26 protein-coding genes and 1 tRNA gene are annotated in these 23,837 nt (G+C 32.0%); 13 read left to right on the plus strand and 14 right to left on the minus strand.

Annotated elements, in window-relative coordinates:
• Positions 1-175: 175 nt before the first annotated feature.
• Complete coding sequence (gene ade, locus IAI56_RS06595) at positions 176-1,798, minus strand: adenine deaminase (protein WP_187657128.1); 1,623 nt, start codon at positions 1,796-1,798, stop codon at positions 176-178.
• Positions 1,799-1,921: 123 nt separating this feature from the next.
• Between ade and IAI56_RS06600 the strand changes: the two genes are divergently transcribed.
• The gene (locus IAI56_RS06600) at positions 1,922-2,230 is read left to right on the plus strand and encodes a hypothetical protein (protein WP_187657129.1); all 309 of its coding nucleotides are present in this window, start codon (positions 1,922-1,924) and stop codon (positions 2,228-2,230) included.
• A 20-nt stretch (positions 2,231-2,250) separates the two neighbouring features.
• Positions 2,251-3,939, plus strand: a complete 1,689-nt coding sequence (gene recJ, locus IAI56_RS06605) for a single-stranded-DNA-specific exonuclease RecJ (protein ID WP_187657130.1) — start codon at positions 2,251-2,253, stop codon at positions 3,937-3,939.
• A gap of 57 nt (positions 3,940-3,996) precedes the next feature.
• Here recJ and IAI56_RS06610 read toward each other — a convergent pair whose 3' ends face one another.
• Genes IAI56_RS06610 through IAI56_RS06625 form a run of 4 tightly spaced genes read right to left on the minus strand, consistent with a single transcriptional unit; the run spans position 3,997 to position 6,195 of the window.
• A complete protein-coding gene (locus tag IAI56_RS06610; protein ID WP_187657131.1) occupies positions 3,997-4,752 on the minus strand; it encodes a UDP-2,3-diacylglucosamine diphosphatase in 756 nt (251 codons plus the stop codon).
• A 9-nt stretch (positions 4,753-4,761) separates the two neighbouring features.
• Positions 4,762-5,214: a 6-pyruvoyl trahydropterin synthase family protein gene (locus IAI56_RS06615; protein ID WP_187657132.1), complete on the minus strand. Its 453-nt coding sequence runs from the start codon at positions 5,212-5,214 to the stop codon at positions 4,762-4,764.
• Between the two features lie 39 nt (positions 5,215-5,253).
• Positions 5,254-5,427 (minus strand): hypothetical protein, encoded by a 174-nt coding sequence (locus tag IAI56_RS06620; RefSeq protein ID WP_187657133.1) that lies wholly within the window; start codon positions 5,425-5,427, stop codon positions 5,254-5,256.
• Positions 5,428-5,430: 3 nt separating this feature from the next.
• Positions 5,431-6,195 (minus strand): enoyl-CoA hydratase/isomerase family protein, encoded by a 765-nt coding sequence (locus IAI56_RS06625; protein WP_187657134.1) that lies wholly within the window; start codon positions 6,193-6,195, stop codon positions 5,431-5,433.
• 101 nt (positions 6,196-6,296) lie between these two features.
• Between IAI56_RS06625 and IAI56_RS06630 the strand changes: the two genes are divergently transcribed.
• The 7 genes from IAI56_RS06630 (at position 6,297) to IAI56_RS06660 (ending at position 11,960) form a co-directional block, all read left to right on the plus strand.
• Positions 6,297-6,370: transfer RNA gene (locus tag IAI56_RS06630), tRNA-Ala, on the plus strand.
• A 251-nt stretch (positions 6,371-6,621) separates the two neighbouring features.
• Entirely contained in the window at positions 6,622-7,878 is a 1,257-nt protein-coding gene (locus tag IAI56_RS06635) for a site-specific integrase (RefSeq protein ID WP_187657135.1), read from the plus strand.
• Between the two features lie 85 nt (positions 7,879-7,963).
• Positions 7,964-8,803, plus strand: a complete 840-nt coding sequence (locus tag IAI56_RS06640) for an RteC domain-containing protein (protein ID WP_187657136.1) — start codon at positions 7,964-7,966, stop codon at positions 8,801-8,803.
• A gap of 116 nt (positions 8,804-8,919) precedes the next feature.
• Complete coding sequence (locus IAI56_RS06645) at positions 8,920-9,222, plus strand: helix-turn-helix domain-containing protein (RefSeq protein ID WP_187657137.1); 303 nt, start codon at positions 8,920-8,922, stop codon at positions 9,220-9,222.
• 296 nt (positions 9,223-9,518) lie between these two features.
• Entirely contained in the window at positions 9,519-10,400 is an 882-nt protein-coding gene (locus IAI56_RS06650; RefSeq protein WP_187657138.1) for a transcriptional regulator, read from the plus strand.
• Positions 10,384-11,043, plus strand: coding sequence for an ATPase (locus IAI56_RS06655; protein WP_187657139.1), 660 nt, complete (start codon positions 10,384-10,386; stop codon positions 11,041-11,043). The genes IAI56_RS06650 and IAI56_RS06655 overlap by 17 nt, the downstream gene beginning before the upstream one ends.
• A gap of 254 nt (positions 11,044-11,297) precedes the next feature.
• Positions 11,298-11,960: a hypothetical protein gene (locus IAI56_RS06660; protein WP_187657140.1), complete on the plus strand. Its 663-nt coding sequence runs from the start codon at positions 11,298-11,300 to the stop codon at positions 11,958-11,960.
• A gap of 242 nt (positions 11,961-12,202) precedes the next feature.
• Here the strand turns inward: IAI56_RS06660 and IAI56_RS06665 are convergent, their stop codons facing one another.
• The 5 genes from IAI56_RS06665 to IAI56_RS06685 all read right to left on the minus strand — a co-directional run bounded on the left by IAI56_RS06665 (position 12,203) and on the right by IAI56_RS06685 (position 17,817).
• On the minus strand, positions 12,203-15,319 hold the full coding sequence (locus IAI56_RS06665) for a TonB-dependent receptor (RefSeq protein ID WP_187657141.1): 3,117 nt from the start codon (positions 15,317-15,319) through the stop codon (positions 12,203-12,205).
• A gap of 109 nt (positions 15,320-15,428) precedes the next feature.
• Complete coding sequence (locus IAI56_RS06670) at positions 15,429-16,112, minus strand: peroxiredoxin-like family protein (protein ID WP_094485805.1); 684 nt, start codon at positions 16,110-16,112, stop codon at positions 15,429-15,431.
• A gap of 18 nt (positions 16,113-16,130) precedes the next feature.
• Positions 16,131-16,736, minus strand: a complete 606-nt coding sequence (locus IAI56_RS06675; RefSeq protein ID WP_187657142.1) for a hypothetical protein — start codon at positions 16,734-16,736, stop codon at positions 16,131-16,133.
• 103 nt (positions 16,737-16,839) lie between these two features.
• Positions 16,840-17,310, minus strand: a complete 471-nt coding sequence (locus tag IAI56_RS06680) for a thioredoxin family protein (protein ID WP_187657143.1) — start codon at positions 17,308-17,310, stop codon at positions 16,840-16,842.
• Positions 17,311-17,391: 81 nt separating this feature from the next.
• Positions 17,392-17,817 carry an OsmC family protein gene (locus IAI56_RS06685; protein WP_187657144.1) on the minus strand — a complete coding sequence of 142 codons (426 nt, stop codon included), beginning with the start codon at positions 17,815-17,817 and terminating at the stop codon, positions 17,392-17,394.
• Positions 17,818-18,339: 522 nt separating this feature from the next.
• Between IAI56_RS06685 and IAI56_RS06690 the strand changes: the two genes are divergently transcribed.
• The 4 genes from IAI56_RS06690 (at position 18,340) to IAI56_RS06705 (ending at position 20,917) form a co-directional block, all read left to right on the plus strand.
• Positions 18,340-18,939 (plus strand): carboxymuconolactone decarboxylase family protein, encoded by a 600-nt coding sequence (locus tag IAI56_RS06690; RefSeq protein ID WP_187657145.1) that lies wholly within the window; start codon positions 18,340-18,342, stop codon positions 18,937-18,939.
• A gap of 197 nt (positions 18,940-19,136) precedes the next feature.
• The gene (locus IAI56_RS06695) at positions 19,137-19,832 is read left to right on the plus strand and encodes a helix-turn-helix domain-containing protein (protein ID WP_342354538.1); all 696 of its coding nucleotides are present in this window, start codon (positions 19,137-19,139) and stop codon (positions 19,830-19,832) included.
• 105 nt (positions 19,833-19,937) lie between these two features.
• On the plus strand, positions 19,938-20,474 hold the full coding sequence (locus IAI56_RS06700) for a carboxymuconolactone decarboxylase family protein (RefSeq protein ID WP_094484993.1): 537 nt from the start codon (positions 19,938-19,940) through the stop codon (positions 20,472-20,474).
• 44 nt (positions 20,475-20,518) lie between these two features.
• On the plus strand, positions 20,519-20,917 hold the full coding sequence (locus IAI56_RS06705; protein ID WP_094414344.1) for a hypothetical protein: 399 nt from the start codon (positions 20,519-20,521) through the stop codon (positions 20,915-20,917).
• Between the two features lie 44 nt (positions 20,918-20,961).
• Here IAI56_RS06705 and IAI56_RS06710 read toward each other — a convergent pair whose 3' ends face one another.
• The 4 genes from IAI56_RS06710 to mptB are packed head-to-tail and all read right to left on the minus strand — an operon-like array spanning position 20,962 to position 23,835.
• Positions 20,962-21,645 carry a hypothetical protein gene (locus IAI56_RS06710; protein ID WP_129583031.1) on the minus strand — a complete coding sequence of 228 codons (684 nt, stop codon included), beginning with the start codon at positions 21,643-21,645 and terminating at the stop codon, positions 20,962-20,964.
• Between the two features lie 60 nt (positions 21,646-21,705).
• Positions 21,706-21,987, minus strand: a complete 282-nt coding sequence (locus IAI56_RS06715; RefSeq protein ID WP_187657147.1) for a hypothetical protein — start codon at positions 21,985-21,987, stop codon at positions 21,706-21,708.
• Positions 21,969-22,520, minus strand: coding sequence for an RNA polymerase sigma factor (locus tag IAI56_RS06720; protein ID WP_094414350.1), 552 nt, complete (start codon positions 22,518-22,520; stop codon positions 21,969-21,971). Before IAI56_RS06720 ends, IAI56_RS06715 begins: the two co-directional genes overlap by 19 nt.
• The gene (gene mptB, locus IAI56_RS06725) at positions 22,513-23,835 is read right to left on the minus strand and encodes a polyprenol phosphomannose-dependent alpha 1,6 mannosyltransferase MptB (protein WP_187657148.1); all 1,323 of its coding nucleotides are present in this window, start codon (positions 23,833-23,835) and stop codon (positions 22,513-22,515) included. Before mptB ends, IAI56_RS06720 begins: the two co-directional genes overlap by 8 nt.
• Between the last annotated feature and the right edge of the window lie 2 nt (positions 23,836-23,837).

Here is a 23,837-nt window from a genome sequence, read left to right on the forward strand (position 1 = left end):
AAAATGAAGTTTAAAACTTTGGAATAGTTTATTTCCCTAAAAACTATTCTATTTCCAAATCCGTAAACGCAAAACTTTTTCCACTAAACAAACCTTTATCTGATAATTTCAAATCAGGAATTACCAACTCTGTCAAAGTTTCAAACTTTGACAGAGTTTTTCATTTCCTAAAAAATTATTCCACTTCCAAATCTTTAAACGCAAACTGTTTTCCACTAAACAAACCTTTATCCGATAATTTCAAGTCAGGAATGACAAGTAACGCCATAAATGACAATGTCATAAACGGTGCTTTTAACGAACTGCCTAATTCTTTTGCCATAGCGTCAATTTCTTGATACAATCGTCCAGTTTCCCAACCGTTTTGGTCGCTCATAATTCCGGCAACTGGCAAGGCTAATGATTTTTTCTCGTTACCGTTTACCGCACAAATTCCGCCGGTATTTTCGATTATTAGATTTACCGCGTTTAAAATTTCTTCGTCAGATGTGCCAACAACTACAATATTATGACAATCATGTGCAACCGAACTCGCAATCGCACCTTTTTTCAATCCGAAGTTTTTGATGAAAGCTATCGCTGGTTCCGCATTGGAATACCGATTAACAACCGCCATTTTCAACACATCATTTTCCACATCGGAAACTAAGTTACCATCCACAATTTTTGGCGTGCAATGAATTTCATTCGTAATCAATTGTCCTTCCAAAGCTTCAATCACGCGAATAATTTTTGCCGAACTTTTTACTTTAAAATCGTTTAAACCTTTAGCGGAAACATTGAAATTATTCGGTTTTTCAAAATCAACATGTTGAACAAATGATTTTCCGTTTTCAGCAACTAATTCGCCGTTGATATACGTTTGTTTTACTTTGAAATCGGTTAAATTTTCTACTACAATAAAATCGGCAGTATCATTTTTTTGCAACAAACCAACATCCATTTTGTAATGTTTCACCGGATTGACACAGGCAACTTGTAATACTTTGAAAACATCAAAACCTTTGGCAATTGCTCGTGCACAAAGTTGGTTGATATGACCAACAATCAAATCGTCAGGATGTTTATCATCGGAACAAAACATCATATTTTCATAATTTTCGGGAAGCAAATCGATTAAGGCATCAAAATTTTTGGCAGCGCTTCCTTCACGAATGATGACTTTCATGCCAAGCGATAATTTTTCGGTAGCTTCGTCATACGAAAAACATTCATGATCGGTAGAAATTCCTGCCGAAATATATTTTTTTATCGGTTCGCCACGCAATCCTGGCGCATGACCATCAATGGGTTTATTGAAATGTTTTGCCCAAGCTATTTTTTTCAAAACTTCTTCATCGTCAAATAAAACACCTGGATAATTCATCATTTCTGCCAAATAATAAATATCGGGATGTGCCATTAATTCCTTGATTTCTTCAGAATCAATCACAGCTCCAGCAGTTTCAAAAAACGTAGCTGGAACACATGATGGTGCGCCAAAATGAAATTTCAACGGTACTTTTTTACCATTTTCAATCATATAATAAACGCCATCTTTCCCCAGAACATTAGCAATTTCATGCGGATCTGAAATGGTCGCAACCGTTCCGTGTAAAACCGCAATTTTAGCAAATTCTGATGGAACCAACATCGAACTTTCAATATGAATATGCGAATCGATAAATCCGGGAAGAATATAATCTCGGATGTTGTGTTCTTTTTCGATTATGGAACTAATTTTTCCGTTTTCAACAGTAATTTCACCCGAAAAAATTCGTTTGTTTGGAATATCGACAATTTGTCCTTGAATTTGCATTTGAAACTATTTTTATTCAAAAATAACAAATTATAAATTGAAAACACTTGTTCTTTTTTGTAGTGTTTTTTGTATTTTTGGTAAATGAACAAGGTTTATAATCAAGAAATATTTGCTTCTCTGATGAAAGAATTTCTTTTTCTTCAGCTTGTCGTTGCCATTATAATTTTCTTTATATATAAGTTATATGCTAATGGTTTAAGAAAAGGAAAACTAATTCTTTTAGTTAATTTACTTGTCTATATAGCTTTAAATCTTTGTATGGTTTATCAAATTTATAATGAACCTGATTTAAGAATTGGCGGAATAAGTTTTGCTTTTGAAATGTATAGTTTGTTTTTATCGCTACTTTTTATTGTTGCTTTATTACTTGAATATGTTCTGTTGAAATTTATAGTTTTTAAAGTTTTCTTCAAAAAATCTAATATCTAAAATCCGAAATCTAATATCAAATGCGCTGGACTTTAAAACCAAAACCTTCTCCCGAAAAAGTAAAACATTTAGTTGATGAACTCAAAGTGGATGAGTTGATTGCAACACTTTTGGTGCAACGCGGCATTGAAACTTTTGAGGATGCGCGACAGTTTTTTCGTCCGAGTTTGGAGGATTTGCACAATCCGTATTTGATGAAAGATATGGATAAAGCGGTTTCTCGCATTGAAAAAGCGATTGCTGAAGGCGAAAATATTTTGGTTTTTGGCGATTATGATGTAGATGGAACAACGGCAGTTTCATTGATGTCAAGCTATTTGAAAAGTTTTTATCCAAACATAGCAACATACATTCCAGACCGATATGATGAAGGTTACGGCATTTCGTATAAAGGAATTGACTTTGCCGAAGACAATGGTTTCTCGCTGATTATTGCGTTGGATTGTGGAATAAAATCGATTGACCATGTCGCATACGCAAATGCCAAAAACATTGATTTTATCATTTGTGATCACCATCGACCAGGAGAAACTTTGCCTGAAGCCATTGCAGTTTTAGATCCAAAACGCGATGATTGCAGTTATCCTTATGATGAACTTTGTGGTTGTGGCGTTGGCTTTAAACTAGTTCAAGCGTTGGCGCAAAACAGAAATCAAACCATTGAAGATTTAATTCCTTATTTGGATTTGGTTGCTACGGCAATTGCAGCAGATATTGTTCCGATTACGGGAGAAAATCGGGTTTTGGCAAAATTTGGATTAGAAGTTATCAATTCCAATCCGCGTCCGGGAATAAAAGCATTGGTTCAAAATTTGAAGAAAAAAGTACTCACAATAACCGATGTTGTTTTCATCATTGCTCCACGAATTAACGCTGCGGGAAGAATAAAACACGGTAACGAAGCGGTTGCATTACTCACGGAATATGATTTAGACCAAGCGGAAATTTTTGCTTCCGAAATTGAACAACATAATTCGGATAGAAAAGATTTGGATAAACAGATTACGGTTGAAGCGCTTTCGCAAATTGAGGAAAATAACGAACAAAAAAAGTTCACAACTGTTGTTTATAATGAAAATTGGCACAAAGGTGTGATTGGAATTGTGGCTTCTCGATTGACCGAAACCTATTATCGTCCGACGATTGTTTTTACGAAAAGTGGGGATAAATTGGCTGCTTCGGCACGTTCGGTGAAAGATTTTGATGTTTATAATGCTCTCGAAGCGTGTGCGGAACATTTGGAGCAATTTGGTGGACACATGTATGCTGCAGGAATGACTTTAAAAGAAGAAAATTATTTAGCATTCAAAAATGCTTTTGAACGTGTTGTTGAAAAAACCATTCATCCCGATTTATTACTTCCAGAAATATCCATTGATGCTGAAATCGAGTTATCCTATATTAACGAAAGATTGATTAGGATTTTAAATCAGTTTGAACCTTTCGGGCCACAAAATATGACACCGGTTTTTATGTGTAAAAATGTAAAAGATACAGGTTATGGCAAAACAATTGGTCAAATTGATGAGCATTTAAAATTGTTTATAAAACAGAATAATTCCGAAGGTTTTGGTGTAATTGGTTTTGGATTGGGAAATAAATTGGAACTAACCAAAAATCAAAATCCGTTTGATATCGCATTTTGTATCGATGAAAATGAGTTTAATGGAAATGTTACCGTTCAATTACGATTGAAGGATTTGAGGTGATTTTTCACGTTGAACTCTATCAGAGTTTCGTACTCTTTTAGAGATGAAAGTTTAATTCTATTTGTACTCTTTCAACTCAAATGTTGAACCATCAAAAACCCCATAAGTGAAATAACCAATCCAATCGCCAAGATTTACATATTTAGAATTCTCGCCAACGTCTAGAATCATTGGTAAATGACGATGACCAAAAACAAAGTAATTGTAGTGTTTGGTTTCTAATTTTCGTTTAGCATATTGTACTAACCATTCGTTTTCTTCGCCAAGGAATTTGACATCAGCTTCACCGGAAATCAATTTGTTTTTTACGGAAAGATATTGTGCTAATTTCACGCCAACATCGGGATGCAACCATCGGAACAACCATTTTGAAAACGGATTGGTGAAAACTTTTTTCATGCGTTTATAGCCTTTGTCGCCTGGACCTTTTCCGTCACCGTGACCAATTAAAAACGTTTTTCCGTTAAAAGTATATTCCTGATTGTCGTGATATACCTGAATGTTGAGTTCTTTTTCGAAATAATCTTGCATCCACAAATCATGATTGCCTACGAAGAAATAAATCGGGATTCCGCTGTCGCGAATTTCGGCTAGTTTGCCTAAAACTCTCACGAAACCTTTGGGAACAACGGTTTTGTATTCAAACCAAAAATCGAACAAATCACCTAATAGAAAAATGCATTCTGCATCTTTTTTTACTTCATCAAGCCAGGTAACAAATTTTTGTTCGCGAGGAAAACTAGCTTCGGCAGTTGGTGCGCCAAAATGCTGATCGGAAGCGAAGTATATTTTTTTATTGGGTGAAATCTGCATGAATGTCGATTATAAATTATCCGAAGCATACCATTCGGCGAATGAGGTTTCGGTTTCTTGTAGTTTTAAGGAATGTAGTTGGATGTCTTTTGGTAATCTGCTTTTAATTTTTTTGGCAAAATCGATGACCATATTTTCGCTTGTTGGTTGATAATCAACCAAAATCACGTGATGACCGCGGTTTTTTAGTTCGGCAGCTAGTTCAATATGTGGCGTGTTTTGGTTGAAAACAGTGGCGTGATCAAAAATATCGACAATTTCTTCTTTTACAATTTTTTTCAAATCAGAAAAATCGATAACCATTCCAAATTTTACGTTGGAAGTATCGGTTATGGGTTTTCCGATTACGGTTACGGATAATTTATAGCTGTGTCCGTGAACATTTTTGCATTTTCCGTCATAGCCATAAAGTGCGTGTCCGGTTTCGAAAGTGAATTGTTTTGTAATTCTGATGTTACTCATGGAAGAAATTTTTACGGTGCAAATTTAGTAAAATATAATCTAGTCGTTGTTTTGTCTTTTTTTGGCACGAATGTACATCCACCAAGCTAATCCAACTAAAACCGCAAACGGAAGAATGTTTCCAATCCAAACGCCAATTAAGTAACCGTTGTCTGGAGCATTTTGAATTTTTTCTTCGATGTTTGTTTGTTGAAAAAGAGAAATTAGAAACATAATTTATTTTTTAAATTCGTTTAACGCTTTTTTAGTGAAATCGGATAGGACTAACTTTCCCGAAATTGCGGCACGTTCATAGAGCAATTCATCCCAATGTTCGGTATTTTCCCAAAGAACTTTTTTTATTTCAGATAAGGCTTCAGGATTGTAGGTTGCTAATTTTTGTGCAAATGCAGTTGTGTTTTCGCTCAATTCTTCCTGATTTTCAAATACGTTGGCGAATAATCCTTTTTCTTTTGCCCAATTTGCCGATTTCCAATCGGTTGGATTTAGGGTTAATTCAGTTGTGGCGTTTTGTCCTATTCTTCGCGAAACGACTGGTTCTATTACAAATGGTCCAATTCCGATAGCAATTTCAGAAAGTTTAATCGACGCATCTTGATGTGCAAAAGCATAATCGCAAGCTGATGCTAAACCAACGCCACCGCCAACAGCTTTGCCGTGAATTTTACCGATGATGATTTTGGAACATTTGCGCATGGCATTAATAACATTGGCAAATCCGGAAAAGAATTTTTTTCCAGTTTCAAAGTCGTTAATGGAGAGTAGTTCGTCAAAAGATGCTCCGGCACAAAATGTTTTCCCAGTACTTTGTAGAATAATCACTGATACCTTATTATTATGGTGTAAATTTTGCAATTCATCAGTAAGTTTTTGTAATAGTTCACTTGGAAATGAATTACTCGCTGGATGACTAAATGTTATAGTTGCAATATTGTTTTCGATTTGAACTTTGATTGATCCATTAAAATTTTCGGCAGACATAGTGAAAATGTATTTGATGTAAAGATAAGAAATCTGAAAAAAGATTATTTCATAATTTCGTATTTGTTTTTATAAAATGATATATTTGCTTAATAATTTTTGGGGATGTAGCTCAGTTGGCTAGAGTGCTTGACTGGCAGTCAAGAGGTCGTGGGTTCGAGCCCCATCTTCTCCACAAAAAGTCTTTCAAAACAATTCAAAACCCTTTAAAATGTTGATTTTAAAGGGTTTTTATTTTCCTCAATTCACCAATTTATTCAATTTTGACCAAGATGGAGGGGCACAATTCGGGGCACAACGTTTTTTAAATAAATTGTGCCTCTCGAAAGCTCGAACTACCAGTATTTACAAGCTGTTCAGCTTTTAAACATCTTGACTTTTGATGTTAGTTTTTCGAAATTTAATTAACACTAAAGGTTACCAAAAATGAATGCAACAATCAATGTGCTTTTTTATATCAAAAGAGCAAAAATCAACAGCAATGGACTTGTTCCTATTTTTATCCGAATAACAGTTGACGGAAAACGTATTGATAAGAGTACTGGTAAATATGTTTTGCCAGATAAATGGAGTGTTGAAACTTCACGTTTAAAAGGTAATTCAGAAGAAAGCCGTTCACTAAACAATCATCTTGATTTATTAAGAAATGGAGTTTTTGAAATTGAGAAAACAATGTTATTGAAAGGTTTGGATTTGAATTTTGAAAACTTTAAAAATGAATATTTTGGTATCGAAAGCACAAAACGTTATTTAGTTCCAATATTTGAAGACCATAATAAAAGAGTAAAAGAACTCGTTGGAAAAGAATACGCTATTGCAACTTACAAAAGATATGAGACTTCACTTCGACACTTGAAAGAATTTTTGGATTACAAATTTAAAATATCAGATATCGATATTGAAAAAATTGATTATGCATTTATAACCGACTATGAATTCTTTTTGCGAACAAAAAGAAGCTGTTCAAATAATACAGCTATTAAGTATGTGAAAAATTTTCATAAAGTAGTAAATATTTGTTTAGCTAATGGTTGGCTTGGAAAAAGCCCCTTTATGAATTATAAACCAAAAATTAAAGAAGTGGTTCGCGACTATTTACTAGAAGACGAAATCAATGCCATTCGAAACAAAAAAATCACTTCTTATAGATTAGACTTGGTTAGAGATATTTTTCTTTTTAGTTGTTATACTGGGTTAGCTTACATCGATGTAAAGCAACTTAAAAAATCCAACATTTCAATTGGAATTGATGGCGATAAATGGATTTTCAAAAGTCGTCAAAAAACAGATGTTAATTCAAAAATTCCAATTTTACCACCTGCATTGGAAATTTTAGAAAAGTACAAAGAACATCCAAAATGTTTAAATGAAGATTTTTTACTCCCAATTCTATCCAACCAAAAAATGAACGCCTATCTAAAAGAAATCGCAGATATATGCGGAATCAATAAAGAACTAACATTCCATATTGCCCGACACACTTTTGCAACAACAGTGACACTAAGTAACGGAGTTCCAATTGAAACCGTAAGTAAAATGTTAGGACATACCAATCTAAAAACAACACAGCATTATGCTAAGATTTTAGATAAGAAAATTAGTGAGGATATGCAAATTTTGAAGGATAAATTTAAAAGTTTGAACAAACAGGAAAACAAAGAGAACGTAAGTTTGACTTTATAGGAAAACTTTTATTTTTTTAACATTTTGCTTGCAATATTATTAATAGATTTTAGTTTTATTTGACAAACTAAAATCTATTTTTTTTATGATAGCAAGTATAAAAAACAATTGTTTGGTAGATTTTGAACACGAATTAAGTCTAATCCTTAACACCTATTCCAATGAAGTAGAAAAAGCAAAAAAAATTATTATTTTCATTGAAGACATTCTAAAACAATTAACCGACTGGCTAAAAAATCATGTCTTCGAAACCACTCAAGAAGAAATCAAATTTTTCAAAGAAATCAAATCGAATATTGTGGCCAAACTGATTTTCTACAAAGAAATACTCTCATTAGTTGCTACATTACCTTTAGCCAGAAATAAAAGAGTAAAACACTTTGAAAAAAAGTTGTATGCAATCAACCAATTCCACAGAAAAAACAGAGAATTCATCAAATATATAAAAACCCATTCCACCCATTTTGATGAATTGTACTTTACTAGGAAAAAGTACAAAGACTTGTTTTTGAATGATTGTTCAGTCATAATTCATGATGCAAAATTATGTACGTCTTATGATTATTTACTAGCTGAAGTAATCGCTTTTGAATTACTTGCGCTACACATTGAAAATCGTATCGATAATTTAAACGAATCATGTGCAATATCTACAAACAAATTTAATTCCAACCTACACTGGACAGCAAAAAAAGTCGATTTAATTGAATTGATTTATGCGTTACATGAAGCTAAAGTTTTTGATAATGGTGAAGCTGATATTAAAGAAATCACCCACGTTTTTGAAAAAGCTTTTCAAATTGAATTAGAAGACAAAGTTTACGGAAGCTTCGGAGATATTAAAAAACGTAAAACTAACCAAACTCGATTTTTAAGTCACTTACAAAAGGTTTTGGAAACCAAAATCGAAAACGATTATAAATAAAGACAACTAAATTCATTCAAAAAGTATAAAAATCGTTCCCAAGTTGGTACCAACTTGGGAACTTTTCTTTTTCAAATGCAATTGTTTTGTAACAAATAACTTCAAAACATAGCATTATGAACTTCAATCACAAAGCCCTGTTCCCTGAAACAGACAACATCGAACTACTAAACCACCAAGTGGTAACCAAAAGAGATTTACTAAACTTCGGTAATCTTCTACTTCGTGAAATCAAAAACGCCACTACTCAAGAAACACTGCCCAAACCTTGGCTAAAATCAGCCGAAGTGCGCAACATCTTAAAAATCTCTCCAGGCACTCTCCAAAACCTCCGCATCAACGGAACACTAAAATACAAACGCATCGGTGGCATCATCTACTACAACTACGAAGACATCTTAAAAATGCTAGAAAAGTAGCATGGAAGAAATCACTAACACCTGCAACGGCACCTGTGAAGTTTGCACCTGCAAGCCAACAAATGAAGTTAACCGAAATGTTGTCATGTCGAGCGCAGTCGAGACACTTACAAAGTAGGCTAACCCTTGAACATTGTTCAAGCCAACTATACAACCTATGCTAAGTAAAACGCCTAAAAACAAAACCTATGTTTCTATGTGGTAAAACCTAAACTACAAAGTAGTCCAAACCTTTAAAGCGCAGCTTAAAACCACAACTTTTAAACTTCTAAACTCTAAACTTTTAAACTAAAAGTATGAACTACATCAAACACCTAACCGGCTTCTTCGAAAAAGTAAGTGCCGATTACGACCTCAACCCAACCCACATAAGCCTCTACATGGCCATATTCCAACTATGGAACCAAAACCGCTTTCAAAATCCAATCAGCATTTCTCGTAACGAATTGATGCGCATAAGCAAAATAGCTTCAACGGCAACCTACCACAAATGCATGAAGGATTTAACTGAAAGAGAATACGTGATTTACAAACCATCTTTCAATCCATTTAAGGGTTCGATTTTGGAAGTCTGCAACTTAGATTTTTACACCAAACCAGTGCCAAAAAAAGAACTAAAAAAGCTTTCAACCAAGTCAAAAAATGACCAAGTCATTGAACAGGTTAATGAACAGGTTATTAAACAAGCTCTAAACAAGCATCAAACAAGCTCTAAACATGTACCTTATATAAACAATATAAACAATACAAACATTTTAAACTTAGCTAAGCAAGAAATTTCAAAAAATGAAAAAAATTCAATTTTTACAAATTCAATTTTTGATGAGGTTATAGAAACGGATTTAAAAGAAGAAAAAAAGTTGCGCGAAAAAAAGAAGAAAATCGAAATAAGTAAAGCAACACCAAGTTTCGAAGAAACCCAAATCTACTTCCTAGAAAAAAACTTTCCCGAAATCGAAGCACAGCGTTTTTTTAACTATTTCGAAAGCAACGGCTGGCTAGTTGGTGGAAGAACCAAAATGAAAGATTGGAAAGCAGCGGCAAGAAACTGGATGCTTAACACTAAAAAGTTTGGAAACAAACCGAATAGTTCTTTTCAAACAGAAACCAAAACTATAAACCTTAACCCAAACCACCTTCACGTAACAAATCAAAAAAATTATGGAGAAGCACTTTAACACCGTCAAAGACACTTTCGTTATCCAAAACGGAATCAAAGTCTACAACTTCAACTGGTGCTTAAACTACATTGAGTACCAAGGCAAACTAATCTACGGTCGTTATTTCAAAATTGAAACCATCGACCATCAAACCATTCTCAAATTGGTAATTTATGCCATTCGAGACGAAAAAATGGCTTTAGAACTTAATTTAGACCTCAACAAAGGTATTTTATTATCGGGACCAATTGGTTGCGGGAAAACGTCAATTATGGCGTTAATTCGACCATTTTTTTACCACAAACACGACTACAAAATCAAGACGTGTAGAGAAATATCTTTCGAATTCGCAAAAAACGGCTTCGAATCACTCCATCATTACACCCAAAAAGAACACACACAATCGCGTTTAACCGGTTACTGTTTCGATGACTTAGGAGCCGAACAAAACATCAAACATTACGGCAACGACCTCAACGTCATGGCAGAAATAATAATCTCACGATACGAAGATTTCGTGCAAAATCATTCCATCACCCACATCACCACAAACCTCTCCGCAAGCGAAATCGAAGCCCTTTACGGCAACCGCCTCCGCTCAAGGATGAGGTCAATGTTCAACCTAATCACCTTCAACAATGAATCCAGAGATAAAAGATAAATTCCCCATCAATCATGACAATGATTGTGTCATTCCGAGAGTAACTAGGAATCTCCTGCAAAGCAGGCTTTCTCTTTTAAGCGCAGATTAAACAACTTAACATCCTAAGCAAAGTAAAACACCTAAAAAAACCTATGTATCTATGTGGTAAAACCTAAACTACCCAGTAGTCCAAACCTTTTAAGCGCAGCTTAAAACCACAACAACAAACAATTAACAACAAACAATTAACAACAAACCATAAACAAAAAAAAATGAACAAACACCTAAACCCTCGCCAAATAAAAACCATCCAAAACTTCTGGAACTGGTTCCAAGATAACGAACAAGCCATCTACAACGCTTGCAAGCTAGAAATCAACAAAGACGAAGTACTCTTTCGCCTCCAAAGAAACCTCAACTACGTTTCCAAACGAATTGAATATTTCATCACAAACCACCCACAAAATGAAAACAAATTAAAAGTATTTTTTACAGCTCACGGGTACAAAAAACTATTCCCAAAAATGAATGAACTAGAAGAAAAAATTCCAAGTTTACAATACTTCGCAATTCAAGTTTACATAACACCATTAAATCTTGAAAACCCTACAATATCAAGCGATTTAGCAGAATTAATCCAAAACACTAAAATCAAACTTGAAGACTACAACACAGCAAGCAAAAAAATAATTTTATCAGTCTATTTCAATGAGCAAGATTTAAACGAAAACAAGAGAAAAATTGAGATAAAAGCTTATCGTTTATTACTCTTCACACTAGGCGAAGTAAAATACAAAAAACACATTGCAAATTTCAATTGCGAAACAATACCACCAAACTTTAATGGCTTACTCACACTATCAAAACTCCCAGAGTTCATAGACTACCTTGCAAAAATAAACTATAGCAGGAAACTAAAAATTTTCTTTGAATGAGGATAAAAAACTGAATTTAACTTTTTTTCAAAATATCTAGTAACAAAGCCATGATTAAAAGCATCGAACAAAACAGTAAAAAAGCTGTTATCAAAAAAGTAAACAGCTACAAACTTTTTAAATTTTTATAAAAAATTGATTAAGCAAATAGTCGATGAGGTTTTAATGTAAATTTTAAGTATTAAAGTGGTACGAATCACAAAAACACATTAGTAATTAATAAATAATAGTTTATAAAAAATCTAAAAATAAAAACTCAAACCTAATTGCGCTTGCCATTTCGAATTTATAGTATCTACTAACCAAGGCTTACTATTGGGATTATGAAATTGATAAACGGGTTGTTCATTCGCAATTGTAACAAAGTCTAAAAGAGCATATCCTGAGTTGTTAATATTAGGAACATAGTATTGTGTTCCTAAATTTTTATGTATCAAATTAGCCACATTAAAAATATCAAATGAAATTTCAAATCGCTTATTTTTAAACTTTTGCTCAAAAATAAACTTTAAATCTACCTGATGATTCCAAGGAGTTCTTGCTCCATTTCGTTCAGCATACTTTCCTCTTCTTGATTTTAAATAAGCATCACTATTAATATAAGCATCTAATTGATTCCATTGATCTTGGGCTGTAACCAAAACTCCCTCGCTATTGATAAAATCTTGTAAAACTATTTCAGATTGGTTATTTGGTACATAAAATACATCATTCTTTGCAGAACCATCTCTATTCACATCGCCTTCATAAACATAAGAAAAAGGACTCCCCGATTTTCCATTGTAAATAATACCAACCTTAAATTTCGATTGTTTATAAGGCATTTCTATAAAATGATAAGAACTAATTTTATGTCTTAAATCAAAATTTGAAAAGGAAAGTTTCGGACTATTAGCAACCAAAGCTTGATTCCATTCAAAATTAGCCGCATGAGAGTTTCGTACAGTACTACTAATGTCTTTACTCATCCCATAAGTATATCCTAAGAATCCTGTATAAAAATGGTTGGATTTAGAAATACTAACGGTACCATTGTATCGATACCCTTTATTGGTGTTGGTCAATAAAAATACATTGGTAAAATTGGGGTTGATTTTTACATTATCTCCTGTTTGTGTGTAGTAAGGGCGATTATCAGCACCATCAAAATTGGATAACGCAGATTCTTTTCTATTAATCGACTGAAAATACAATCCTTCTACAACCTTTGAATAATTAAAATCAAAAGATAAAATTGTATTATTCTTAAACTTTAAGTCCAAATTCAAATTGGTCTTCCAATCTCGTGGCAAATTAAACCCATTATCTACTAAATTAATTTCAGTTAAAGGTCTTGATTGCAAACTTTCTAAATCGCTTAGGTTTTCAGTAATAGGCAGATTTGTTGTGGGTCTATAATCAATATTAAAATATTTAGTTCCAGAGATATAATGTGAATAAGCATACCAAACAAAAGGCATACGACCTGTAAATAAACCCGAACCACCTTTTAGGGTTACCTTTTCATTTATCGCATAAGTAAATCCAACTCTTGGATTAAACTGAGGTTTACTATTAATTTTATTTTCATATTGAGCAAACTCTGGAGTATTTTTTATTTCATCACTAATAGGAAAATCACCGGGATGAAATTGAGTATCAATTCTTAAACCCGCCATCAAATTAAACTTATCAGAAATTTTGATATCATCTTGAAAATAGATGCCCGATAAAATAACATTGTAATCGGCAGAAGGATTATTTTTATTAAAATCAAAATCATTATTCTCAACATTGTAAACACCTCTTACACGATTTGGTCTGTCATTTAAAAAGTCATCAACTGATTTATATTGCCATCTACCATTAAATGCTGTTAAAAACCGATATTCAATGGCATTAATTTCTGTTGAAGTACCTAATGTAAAAGTATGATTGTTCTTAATATAAGTAACATTCTCTGAAATTTGAGTAGTTTTTAAATTCAATCCATAAACGGCTGCTTCTCTATAAGTACCTGCAAAAATGGTATTTGATGTATTATCAATAATCTCTAAATGTGGAAAAACGCGTCCATCATACTTTCTATCATCATTAACCGTTGAATAAGAAACAATAAGTTTGTTATTCCAATTGGAATTAAAATTACTTTTTAGTTCACCAACCAAACTGTTGGTAGTGGAATTATGACGATATCCTTGATTACCAAAATTAAATACATTAGCCGTCCATTCTAAATTATCAGCGTAAGCAGTAACAAAATTATTTCGTAAGGTTAGTTTGTGCTTGTTTGAAATGGAGTAATCAAAGCGTAAAAATAATTTAGTGCTTTTACGTTCTAAATCAACATTTTGAAAAGCCCCTGGATCATAATTATATTGAGAAATTAATTTATCTCGAATAGAATTTACAGTAGTTAATGATATATTAGAGTTGGTTGAACCTGGAGCATTCAAAACAGGCTCTTTTCTATAGGAGAATTCCGCATTAAAAAAATAAAACAATTTGTCTTTAAGCACAGGTCCACCAATAGAAGCTCCAATTTGGTTGTCAAAAAAAGTAGATTCAGGTTGTTTTACTCCATCTGCATATTGTCCAGTTATCCATCTGTTTTTTGTGAAATTATAAGCATTTCCTTCTGTTTTATTTTTTCCGTATTTAGTTACGGCATTAATACTTGCCCCAGTAAAATTTCCAAGAGTAACATCAAATGGAGCGGTTTTAATAGACAAAGCACTTATAGCTCCAAAACCTATAGGTTGAGTTCCCGCAAGACCTCCAGGTGTTCCCGATGCAACAGAACCAGCTGCACCGCTTGAAGGCTCTTGAAAACCCAATACATCATTAGTGGCACTTCCATCAATACTTAAATTATTAAAACGATAATTAGCGCCACCAAAGGAATTCAAATTAGCATCTGGTAATAAACGAGTGGCATCTTGAATACTTCGGTTTAGAGAAGGCAAATTATTGAGCAATTCCATTTTTAACTTCTGTTCATTCCCTTTTTTTTGAACAACGGTACCAGTTACAACAATTTCATTCAAGGTTTCCGTTTTTTCAATTAATTGCACATCTAAGCTAACAGATTGACCTAATAAAATAGTTAAATCATGCTGCATAAAATCCTGAAAACCTATGTAAGATATTTTGATTCTATAATTTGTATCGGGTGGAAGTTGATTGAATAAGAAAAATCCGTTTTCTTGACTTGTGGTATGGAATGTATTTCCTGTATTTTCTTGTACAACTTCAATATGAGCAAATGCTATTGGAGTATTCTGTTGATCTTTAATTTTCCCTTTAAGAATACCTGTAGTTTCTTGAGCAAAATTTTGTACTGTGGCTAATAATAAACAAATGGTAATTAATTTCTTCATTCTGTCTGATAAGATTTAGTGTATAGACGCTAGTTAATTCTAATCCTGACAAAAAAAGCATCACAAAATGTGATGCTTTAAAAAAACCAAACTTTAAAACAAACTAAATTTATTTTGGTAAATGAGCTAAAATATCTTCAATAGTAGCTCTGTTTTTATAATTAGGATCAAATTGCTTGTAAACAATTTTTCCGCTTTTATCTATTATGAAAGTAGCTGGTACTGGCAAAACGCCTTCCTTATTTGCATTGGTTTCACTTATAGAAGCATTTAATTTCTCTTGAATCATATCTTGATATTCTTTTGTAACTTCAAATTTGACATCAAAAGCTTTCATAATACTTCCATCTAAATCCGATATAACAGTAAAATCTATTTTATTATTTGCAATGGTTTTCGTTGAATTTTCATAACTCTCAGACGATATCGCAATGATTTTTGCTCCCGCATCTTCAATACTTTTTGCTTTTTCTGCAAATTCAGATAAATATTGATTGCATATTGGACACCAATACCCACGATAAAAAATGACTACTATAGGTTGCTTTTCATAGAAATCTTTTAGCGTTACCGTTTTGTTATCACTTGTAGTCATGCTAACAACAGGTGCAACATCTCCAATTTGTAATCCTTTTGGAATGGCGTTGGTTTCCATACCTAAAGTGTTGTAATCAACCGAAATTTCTTCTGTTACAGGCTCGGTTTCTACGGGTTCATTTTGAACTTCTTTTTTTACTTCTTGACAGCTATACAATAATACAATTGACAGCAATCCCAATACTTCTTTTCTCATAATTTCTACTATTAAAGATTATTTAATTTTATAATTTACAGATAATATTACGATTCCCATCCATCCTTCACCAACGTTTTCTCCGCGTGTAATTACATTTATTTCCCTACCAAATCCTAACGAACCTCCTGCATTCCATTTTTCACTTAAATCAAATAAATAGCCACCATTTATCCAAGGTTGAATGACTAAATTATACGTTTGACCTTCTGTTGTATTGGACGTATTTAAGCCATCTTTCCAGTCTGTCCACATACTCCAGGTATCAACTGAAGCGCCAATTATAAAGTTTCCTTTACCATAAGGAAAATAACGAACTACTCCAATTGTTGCACCAAAACCAGAAGCAACTTCATTATCATTATACTCACTAAAATCTTGACGGTCTGCAAAGTTACCTCCAATTCTAAAACGTAAAGCCCATTTATCATTTAGAAAAACATTAGAGGTAATCATAGGCATTACTCCCGCAGGATACAATTGAAGCTCTGCTCCTATTTCAATCTTTTTTTCATGGTCTAAAGCAACTTCATTAACATCATTTTGTGCATGTGAGAATGATAAAAATAATAAACCAAAAAAGAGTAAAAGTTTTTTGAATGTTAAAAATGATTTTTTTTCCATGTTCAATAATTGTATAAAATGATTAAAAACTAAAAGCATTAGTTAATTAACTAACGCTTTTAGAACAAACAGCAACTAATTTGAGGCAAAAAGGTCTATTTGATTATGGAACAATTCTTTTTCCAAAATTTATTAAAATATATGGTTTTTGAAACCCTGTGGTTCTGGTTTTTACTTCTCCTTTACTATCTAAAATAAGTAAAGAGGGATAGGAACGAATATTATATTTTCTTATTAACTCTTGACCTTCTTGCGTTTCTCCATCTATAGCAATATTAATAAAGTTAGCATTGAAATAGTTTCCAACCGCTTCATCTTTGAAAGTTGTTTTTTTAAGTTGTTTACAAGGCCCACACCAAGTAGCATGCACATCAAGAAAAATAGGTTTATTAAGCTCTTGCGATTTTAATAAAGCTTGATGAAAATTTCCATCAAAAAATTCAATTCCTTTATTGCCTAAAGTCACTTCAGCTTTTGGTTTTTTGAAACTATAAATTCCAAAAACTACGATGGCAATTATTCCAGTAAAAATTAATGTTTTCATATGTTTAAATTTTATTTTTAGCGGTAACATATGGTATCACCTTTTTTAATATAGGTGTTTGCTTTTGCAAACATTCTGTTAATGGTGATTTCATAGGTCTTTATTTTTAATTTATACAAGTTCAACTTGATTTAAAATGGTGGCTTTTTCTATATTCCAATCCCCTTCAATCATTCTATGAACATAACAAGCATCAGCTTGATTTAACAATTCGGTTTTCTGTTCTTCTGTTATATTACCTTCAATGGAAATAGCAACTTTAATGGTGGTTAAAAGCTTTCCGTTTTCGCCTCTTTTTACCACTTGGTCTAATTCCGCATCCACGTTACCTATTTCCCAATTATTTCTTCGAGCAATGAAACGAACAGTTGCTACTTTACACATAGCAATACTAGATAAAATTAAGTCGATTGGTGAAAAACCTAAATCGGTTCCTTTACTTGTAATAGGCTCATCTCCTAAAATACTATGTCTTCCATTACTAATGATAGTTTGATATCCCGTAGGCAAATTTTTAATTTTAATGTTTGTCGGCATTTTATTTCTTTTTAATTAACAATTTATAGTTTAGACGAAACAATTAGTAAATCCTGACAAAATATTTTTGACAAAACTTAAAATCTTTTAAATGAGTTTCTCAATTATATTTTGAGTTAAAAATTTTATAACCACTTACATTTAATTCAAAAACGCCCTTTAAAACAAAATAAATATCTGATGTTTCTCCAAAATCACCCCAAAATAATCAAGGAGTTTAAAAATATTGTTTTCTGTTTTTTTAATAATTGAAAAAAGAATACTTGTATCATTCAATAGTTTGTCTAATTTTAAATAGTGTAAATATTATTCTCTTAATCTTATAAATAATGATGTATTATTTTTTTAAAAAAACTTTTCAGTACATTTAAAAAAATAAATTAGCTCGTCTTGTTGAATCTTTTCTTATTAATTAAATTAAATACAATTCTACACAAATCTTTATCAATTATTCCTTTTAATTTTATTCTGACAAATAGTTTGCTTTAGTTTGTGAATGATAACATTCAAAAAACAAATAAAATGCTTAATCCACTTGTAAGTCCTCTTGAAAATCCTAATGATGCAGAGCTTCAAAAATTAATTACCTTTTATAATGAAACATTAGGATTTTGCCCTAATAGTATAAAAACAATGTTTCGTAGACCTGAAATTGCATATGCTTTTATTAATTTGAACAAAGCGGTTATGGATAATAAAGGTAATGTTACCAGTGATTTAAAAAGGTTTATTGGATTCATTTCTAGTCATCAAGCAGGTTGCCGTTATTGTCAAGCTCACACAATAAGAGCTGCAGAGCGATATGATGCCGCTCAAGAAAAGTTAGAAAATATTTGGGAGTTTCAAACTCACCCTGCTTTTTCAGAAGCTGAGAGAGTTGCTTTGGAATTCGCTTTAAAAAGCTCAGCAATTCCAAATCAAGTAGATGATGAAATTGCTACTAAAATGCGTTTATATTGGACAGATGATGAAATTGTTGAAATTTTAGGAGTTGTCGCTTTATTCGGATTTTTGAACCGCTGGAACGATAGCATGGGTACACCAATAGAGGAAGGAGCAAACGAAAGCGGTTTGATTTATTTAGAGTCCAAAGGTTGGAATGCTGGAAAGCATACTTACTAACCATTATAATTTATTCATTTTTGAATATTAGCAACTAAAAATTACAATCATTATTAAATTCCATTTAAATTATGTTTTTTAAAGGACAAAATAACGAACATTTAATTGTAAAGGAAATTAACAGCAACGCTTGCTATTTGCAAAAGGAGTCATCCGAGAATGCCTTGACTTTTCTTTGGTTCCAAATGAATAACAATATGATTACGATAGATGGTATAGATTATTCATTTGAAAAAAACCAGCTAGTCTGCCTAACAGAATTACATAAAATTGATATTTCAAAAGTTTGTAACGCTAAAATGCTACGTTTCAATAGGTCGTTTTACTGTATCATTGATCATGATAGTGAGGTAGGCTGTAAAGGGATTTTATTCTTCGGAGCTTCACAACTGCCTATTATTACAATCCCAGATATAGAAGTTGAAAAGTTTCATATTATTTGGAGAATGATTGAAATTGAGATGGAATCTACAGATAATTTACAACTCGAAATGTTACAGTCAATGCTAAAAAGGTTTGTCATCTTAAGTACAAGAATTTACAAAAACCAAGAACCATATAACAAAATTGATAACAATCAGATTGATATTGTTAGGGAATATAATTTTTTAGTTGAAAACCACTTTAAAACAAAGCATACCGTAGCAGAATACGCTGACTTACTTAATAAATCACCTAAAACACTTTCTAATCTTTTTTCAAAGCTTTCTAAAAAATCACCATTACAATATATTCAAGAGAGAAAAATGCTAGAGGCAAGAAGACTTTTAAAGTATACAGACAAAAGTATTAAAGAAATTGCGTTTGAAATAGGTTTTGAAGAAATTCAAACTTTTAGTCGCTTTTTTAAAAACTACGAAGGCGTTTCTCCATCTGATTTCAGAGAAAAATAGCAAAAGGGAAAAATTACCTACTTATCGGGCAAAGTTACCTAACATTACCCTTTTTTATTGCCACATCTTTGCATTGTTAAATTAATAATCATAAAATTATAAACAATGACAAAATTTTCAGTTCCCACCCGAGGAGATGTATCGGAAAACAATCAAGCCATTTTTGACAATCTTAAAAATGCTTTAGGTTTTGTACCAAATCTGTATGCTTATTATGCTAAAAACGAAACAGCATTAGGCGACTATTTAACTTTTCAAAACAGAAAGAGCACTTTAAAAGCTAAAGAAAGAGAAGTTATCAATTTGATTACAAGTCAAATCAATGGATGCTTGTATTGTCAGTCGGCACACACTCTAATTGGTAAAATGAATGGCTTTACAGATGAGCAAGTAATTGAACTTAGAAAAGGAAGTGCCTCATTTGATTCAAAATTAGATGCCTTAGTAAAATTTGTAAAAGCAGTGGTAGAAAATAAAGCCAAAGTAAATCAAGAGGTAAAAGATAATTTCTTTGCAGCTGGTTATAGCGAAGCAAATTTGATTGATGTTGTTATTGTTATTGGAGATAAAGTAATTAGTAACTATATCCACAATCTTGCCGGTTTTGAAATTGACTTTCCACTTGCACCGGAGCTTTCTTAATCTTTAACTATTCATAAATTAATAACATTTAAAATTAAATCAAAATGAAAAAACAATTTTTAACTTTCGTATTAGTAGCCGTTGCTACACTATTTTCTTCCAACATTTCTTTTGCTCAATCAAAAGAGCAGAAAGTAACCGTGATTGATTTATCTCAAACAACGGGTGAATTCAATGTTAAAGGCTTACAATTAAAACCGGGTAAATATCAGTTTAAAGTAACCAACATAGATGTCAACAAAGAAGTAGGTTTTGTAATTCAAAAGGCTTCAGACAAAAATATGGATGTAATGAAAACGGCTTTAGAAAACTCTTTTACTACTGCATTAATTAAAAAAGGTGATACTCAACTTACAGGAGTTGTTGAGTTAAAAGAGGGGGAATATGTTTACTCGTGTCCTTTAAATCCTACGCCGCATTATGCTATTAGTGTGAAGAAGTAATTACAGTTTGTTTACAAAAAAACAGCGTATTAAAAAGAGATTTTCTATAACAGAGAATCTCTTTTTGCGTTGATTCTTTTTTTGTAATTAACCACTAATTTAAAACATTGCATTAGTGTTAAACCTAAGAACAACACTGCAAAAATACTATTGAAATAAGCATTAATTTTGAAATCACTTTGTTGAATAAAAAAGTGTGAAGTGTGAGCAAATACTAACATTCCTGTAAAAGTACCTACTAAAACACCGACTATAAAAATAGAGTTGTTGTGCTTGTTCGGATTTAATTTTTTTGTTCTGAATAAATAGATAAAGATGCCTGCCCAATACGGCCATTGAATAAAATTCAAGACATTAAGAAACAAACCCAGCAAAAAAGGATAACTGGATAACGGAAATTGCGAAAGTGAAGATGACGTTACATTGTAATTTGTAAAGAAATAATAGCTCAGTAAAGCAAAAAACAAAACGGTAAAAACGTCAATAAACAACATTAAGTTTTTTTGTTTCACCAACCATTTGGCACCGATGCTCACTGATTTTAACATAAAAAATTGAATAACAACAATACCGAACACAAATAATACATGACTAATGATTCCCTGTTGAAGTAAGATTTGTAGTCCAACCACATTAATATAACCCAAGGGTAAGGAACCTAAAAGACTGATGAAAAAGCCAAGAAATATTGGATTCATTTTTGGGAAATAGGTATCCAATGATTTCATTTTGTGAGCGGTTGAGTGAGACTGTTTTTAAGTTTTCAGTAGTTTACATCTTTTTCACTACTATTTGAAATTGCTTTTTAAAGTAGAAATAATTGCTGCTTTTTTCTCTTCAGATAAAACAGTTGTTTCTTCATTTGAAGTTGAAAGTGAATTTTCAATAATGTCGTTTTGGTACTGATAGTTATGGCACGCTTTGCAAATCAATTTATGATATTCCAATATAAACTGTTCTTTTTTAGTGCGTTCCGATGGATTAATACTGATAATGGCAGATACTCTTTTGCAAGAATATAACAAATAAGGTAAAATTTTTCTAAGATTTATCATTTTGACTCTACGCATTTTTTTAATAGTAACTTGGCTCTGTGAATAATCTGCCAATAATTAGACGTAGTGATTCCTAATTCCTGACAAATAACTTCTGTTTTTTGATTGGAAAAATATTTATAACTGATAGCTAAATTCCATTTTTCAGGTAAATTGGATATACATTCTTTTAATTTACTTTCTACTCGCTCAACGCTACTCTTATCATTTTCATTCCAAATTTTTTCATCCAGTTCATTCAACCAAAAATTTTCATTGTCAAACATTGTATTGGTTAAAGTGATTCCGTTTTTTTCAATGGAAGTGAATTTTGTGGAATAATTGGCTCGATGATGGTCAATAATTTTATTATTTAAAATAGCAATTAGCCAGGTTTTGGGCGAACTTCTATTCTCAAATTGATTGATTTTTTTTAAAGCTATGATAAATGTTTCTTGAACCAAATCTTCCGCAATTTCTTTGGAATTTGTTTTATGGAAAGCCCAATTATAGAGTATATCACCATATAAATGAACCCATTTTTCCACTATTTTCAGGTGATCATCCATTGCTGATAATTTTTCTAGGTGGGATTAATTCGTAAAAAAGAATAGTAAAAACAAGCCCATATTCAATCAAAAGTAAAATATAATTTTCTTTAAATGGTGTATTTGAATAGGCAAAATAACTTAAAATGATTAAATACGACCAAAAAACAGGAAATTTAAATCTTGTAAATAGTGATAGAAAAACAACGTTAATAATGTACCAAGGATGCACAGTGGTTGATATAAAAAAGTAGATGGATAGCGCAAAAAGAGCGTTTGAAAAAAGGTGTTTAGCAGGTTTGTTTTTTTTGAATACAGCAAAGTATAAAAAGACTAGTAAAGTAACAAAGGGTATAAACTTTCCGATGGTTTGAATGATGTTGTAGCCTTTAACATAAAAGCCTATTTCACGAATAATATAGTAAATACTGGCGTTAAACTCAAAATTGGTAAACCAAAGTCCAATAGTTTTTGAATAATTTGAAACTAATACTGAAGAATAAAAAGGCAGAAAAGTTAATAATACAATACTCAATACAACACTGTAAAAGTAGCTACTTTTTTTAAGACCAAGTTGGTGAAACAAAAAAGGGAGCAGTAATAAGGTAAGTAATTTTGTGGCTATGGAAAGAGCAATGAATAGTGCGGCAACTACAATTTTTTCTTTGAAGAAATAATACATTCCTAACGTAAAAAGGAAAAGCATTACGCCTTCAAAATGAAGGTTTGCTGTAAGCTCGATAATCACTAATGGATTCAAAAAGTAAAGAAATATTTTCTTCGGATTTTGATGAAGATGAAGCAAAATTTTTCTACCAAAATGGTATATTCCAATGTCGGATACTAAAATAATTAGTTTTAGAATTAAAGCATTACAAAAAATTGAATTAGGACTTAAATAACTTGAAATTCCAAAAAGAAGCTGATTAATTGGCGGATAATTGGAATAATGAGCGGCACTTAATGCTCCCATTTTGTTGTACAATTCTTGAGCATTAGGTATAGAAATGCTGTTGATGATTTGATTAGGTGTATTCAAATACGGATTAAATCCTTGACTCACTAAATTACCATCCCATATAAAACGATAAAAATCTTGTGACCAAAAGGGTATCCCAAATAGAAAAAGCGCTCTAAAAAAAATCCCTAAATAAAAAAGCTGTTTTTCGGTAATCGATTCATTTTTACAGAGTGCAATAAAACTAAAAAAGGCTACACTATAGCATCCAAATAAGGCAATAAAATTTTCTCTAGGGAAGAAATAAGCGATGGCTAAGTAAGCTATTATTGAAGCAATACTTGCAAAAGAATACACATATTTGGATATATAATTCAAGG

This window comes from Flavobacterium macrobrachii, from assembly GCF_014486675.1.
In the GTDB taxonomy this organism is placed as follows: domain Bacteria; phylum Bacteroidota; class Bacteroidia; order Flavobacteriales; family Flavobacteriaceae; genus Flavobacterium; species Flavobacterium macrobrachii.

Coding starts and splice junctions, on each gene's coding strand:
- IAI56_RS06615 (WP_187657132.1), bottom strand. CDS start 5,214: ATGAGTAACATCAGAATTACAAAACAATTCACTTTCGAAACCGGACAC.
- IAI56_RS06650 (WP_187657138.1), top strand. CDS start 9,519: ATGAACTACATCAAACACCTAACCGGCTTCTTCGAAAAAGTAAGTGCC.
- IAI56_RS06660 (WP_187657140.1), top strand. CDS start 11,298: ATGAACAAACACCTAAACCCTCGCCAAATAAAAACCATCCAAAACTTC.
- ade (WP_187657128.1), bottom strand. CDS start 1,798: ATGCAAATTCAAGGACAAATTGTCGATATTCCAAACAAACGAATTTTT.
- IAI56_RS06620 (WP_187657133.1), bottom strand. CDS start 5,427: ATGTTTCTAATTTCTCTTTTTCAACAAACAAACATCGAAGAAAAAATT.
- IAI56_RS06710 (WP_129583031.1), bottom strand. CDS start 21,645: ATGAAATCATTGGATACCTATTTCCCAAAAATGAATCCAATATTTCTT.
- recJ (WP_187657130.1), top strand. CDS start 2,251: ATGCGCTGGACTTTAAAACCAAAACCTTCTCCCGAAAAAGTAAAACAT.
- IAI56_RS06670 (WP_094485805.1), bottom strand. CDS start 16,112: ATGAGAAAAGAAGTATTGGGATTGCTGTCAATTGTATTATTGTATAGC.
- IAI56_RS06665 (WP_187657141.1), bottom strand. CDS start 15,319: ATGAAGAAATTAATTACCATTTGTTTATTATTAGCCACAGTACAAAAT.
- IAI56_RS06640 (WP_187657136.1), top strand. CDS start 7,964: ATGATAGCAAGTATAAAAAACAATTGTTTGGTAGATTTTGAACACGAA.
- IAI56_RS06675 (WP_187657142.1), bottom strand. CDS start 16,736: ATGGAAAAAAAATCATTTTTAACATTCAAAAAACTTTTACTCTTTTTT.
- IAI56_RS06685 (WP_187657144.1), bottom strand. CDS start 17,817: ATGCCGACAAACATTAAAATTAAAAATTTGCCTACGGGATATCAAACT.
- IAI56_RS06635 (WP_187657135.1), top strand. CDS start 6,622: ATGAATGCAACAATCAATGTGCTTTTTTATATCAAAAGAGCAAAAATC.
- IAI56_RS06645 (WP_187657137.1), top strand. CDS start 8,920: ATGAACTTCAATCACAAAGCCCTGTTCCCTGAAACAGACAACATCGAA.
- IAI56_RS06680 (WP_187657143.1), bottom strand. CDS start 17,310: ATGTTACCGCTAAAAATAAAATTTAAACATATGAAAACATTAATTTTT.
- IAI56_RS06600 (WP_187657129.1), top strand. CDS start 1,922: ATGAAAGAATTTCTTTTTCTTCAGCTTGTCGTTGCCATTATAATTTTC.
- IAI56_RS06625 (WP_187657134.1), bottom strand. CDS start 6,195: ATGTCTGCCGAAAATTTTAATGGATCAATCAAAGTTCAAATCGAAAAC.
- IAI56_RS06690 (WP_187657145.1), top strand. CDS start 18,340: ATGCTTAATCCACTTGTAAGTCCTCTTGAAAATCCTAATGATGCAGAG.
- IAI56_RS06720 (WP_094414350.1), bottom strand. CDS start 22,520: ATGGATGATCACCTGAAAATAGTGGAAAAATGGGTTCATTTATATGGT.
- IAI56_RS06655 (WP_187657139.1), top strand. CDS start 10,384: ATGGAGAAGCACTTTAACACCGTCAAAGACACTTTCGTTATCCAAAAC.
- IAI56_RS06695 (WP_342354538.1), top strand. CDS start 19,137: ATGATTACGATAGATGGTATAGATTATTCATTTGAAAAAAACCAGCTA.
- IAI56_RS06610 (WP_187657131.1), bottom strand. CDS start 4,752: ATGCAGATTTCACCCAATAAAAAAATATACTTCGCTTCCGATCAGCAT.
- IAI56_RS06700 (WP_094484993.1), top strand. CDS start 19,938: ATGACAAAATTTTCAGTTCCCACCCGAGGAGATGTATCGGAAAACAAT.
- IAI56_RS06705 (WP_094414344.1), top strand. CDS start 20,519: ATGAAAAAACAATTTTTAACTTTCGTATTAGTAGCCGTTGCTACACTA.
- IAI56_RS06715 (WP_187657147.1), bottom strand. CDS start 21,987: ATGCGTAGAGTCAAAATGATAAATCTTAGAAAAATTTTACCTTATTTG.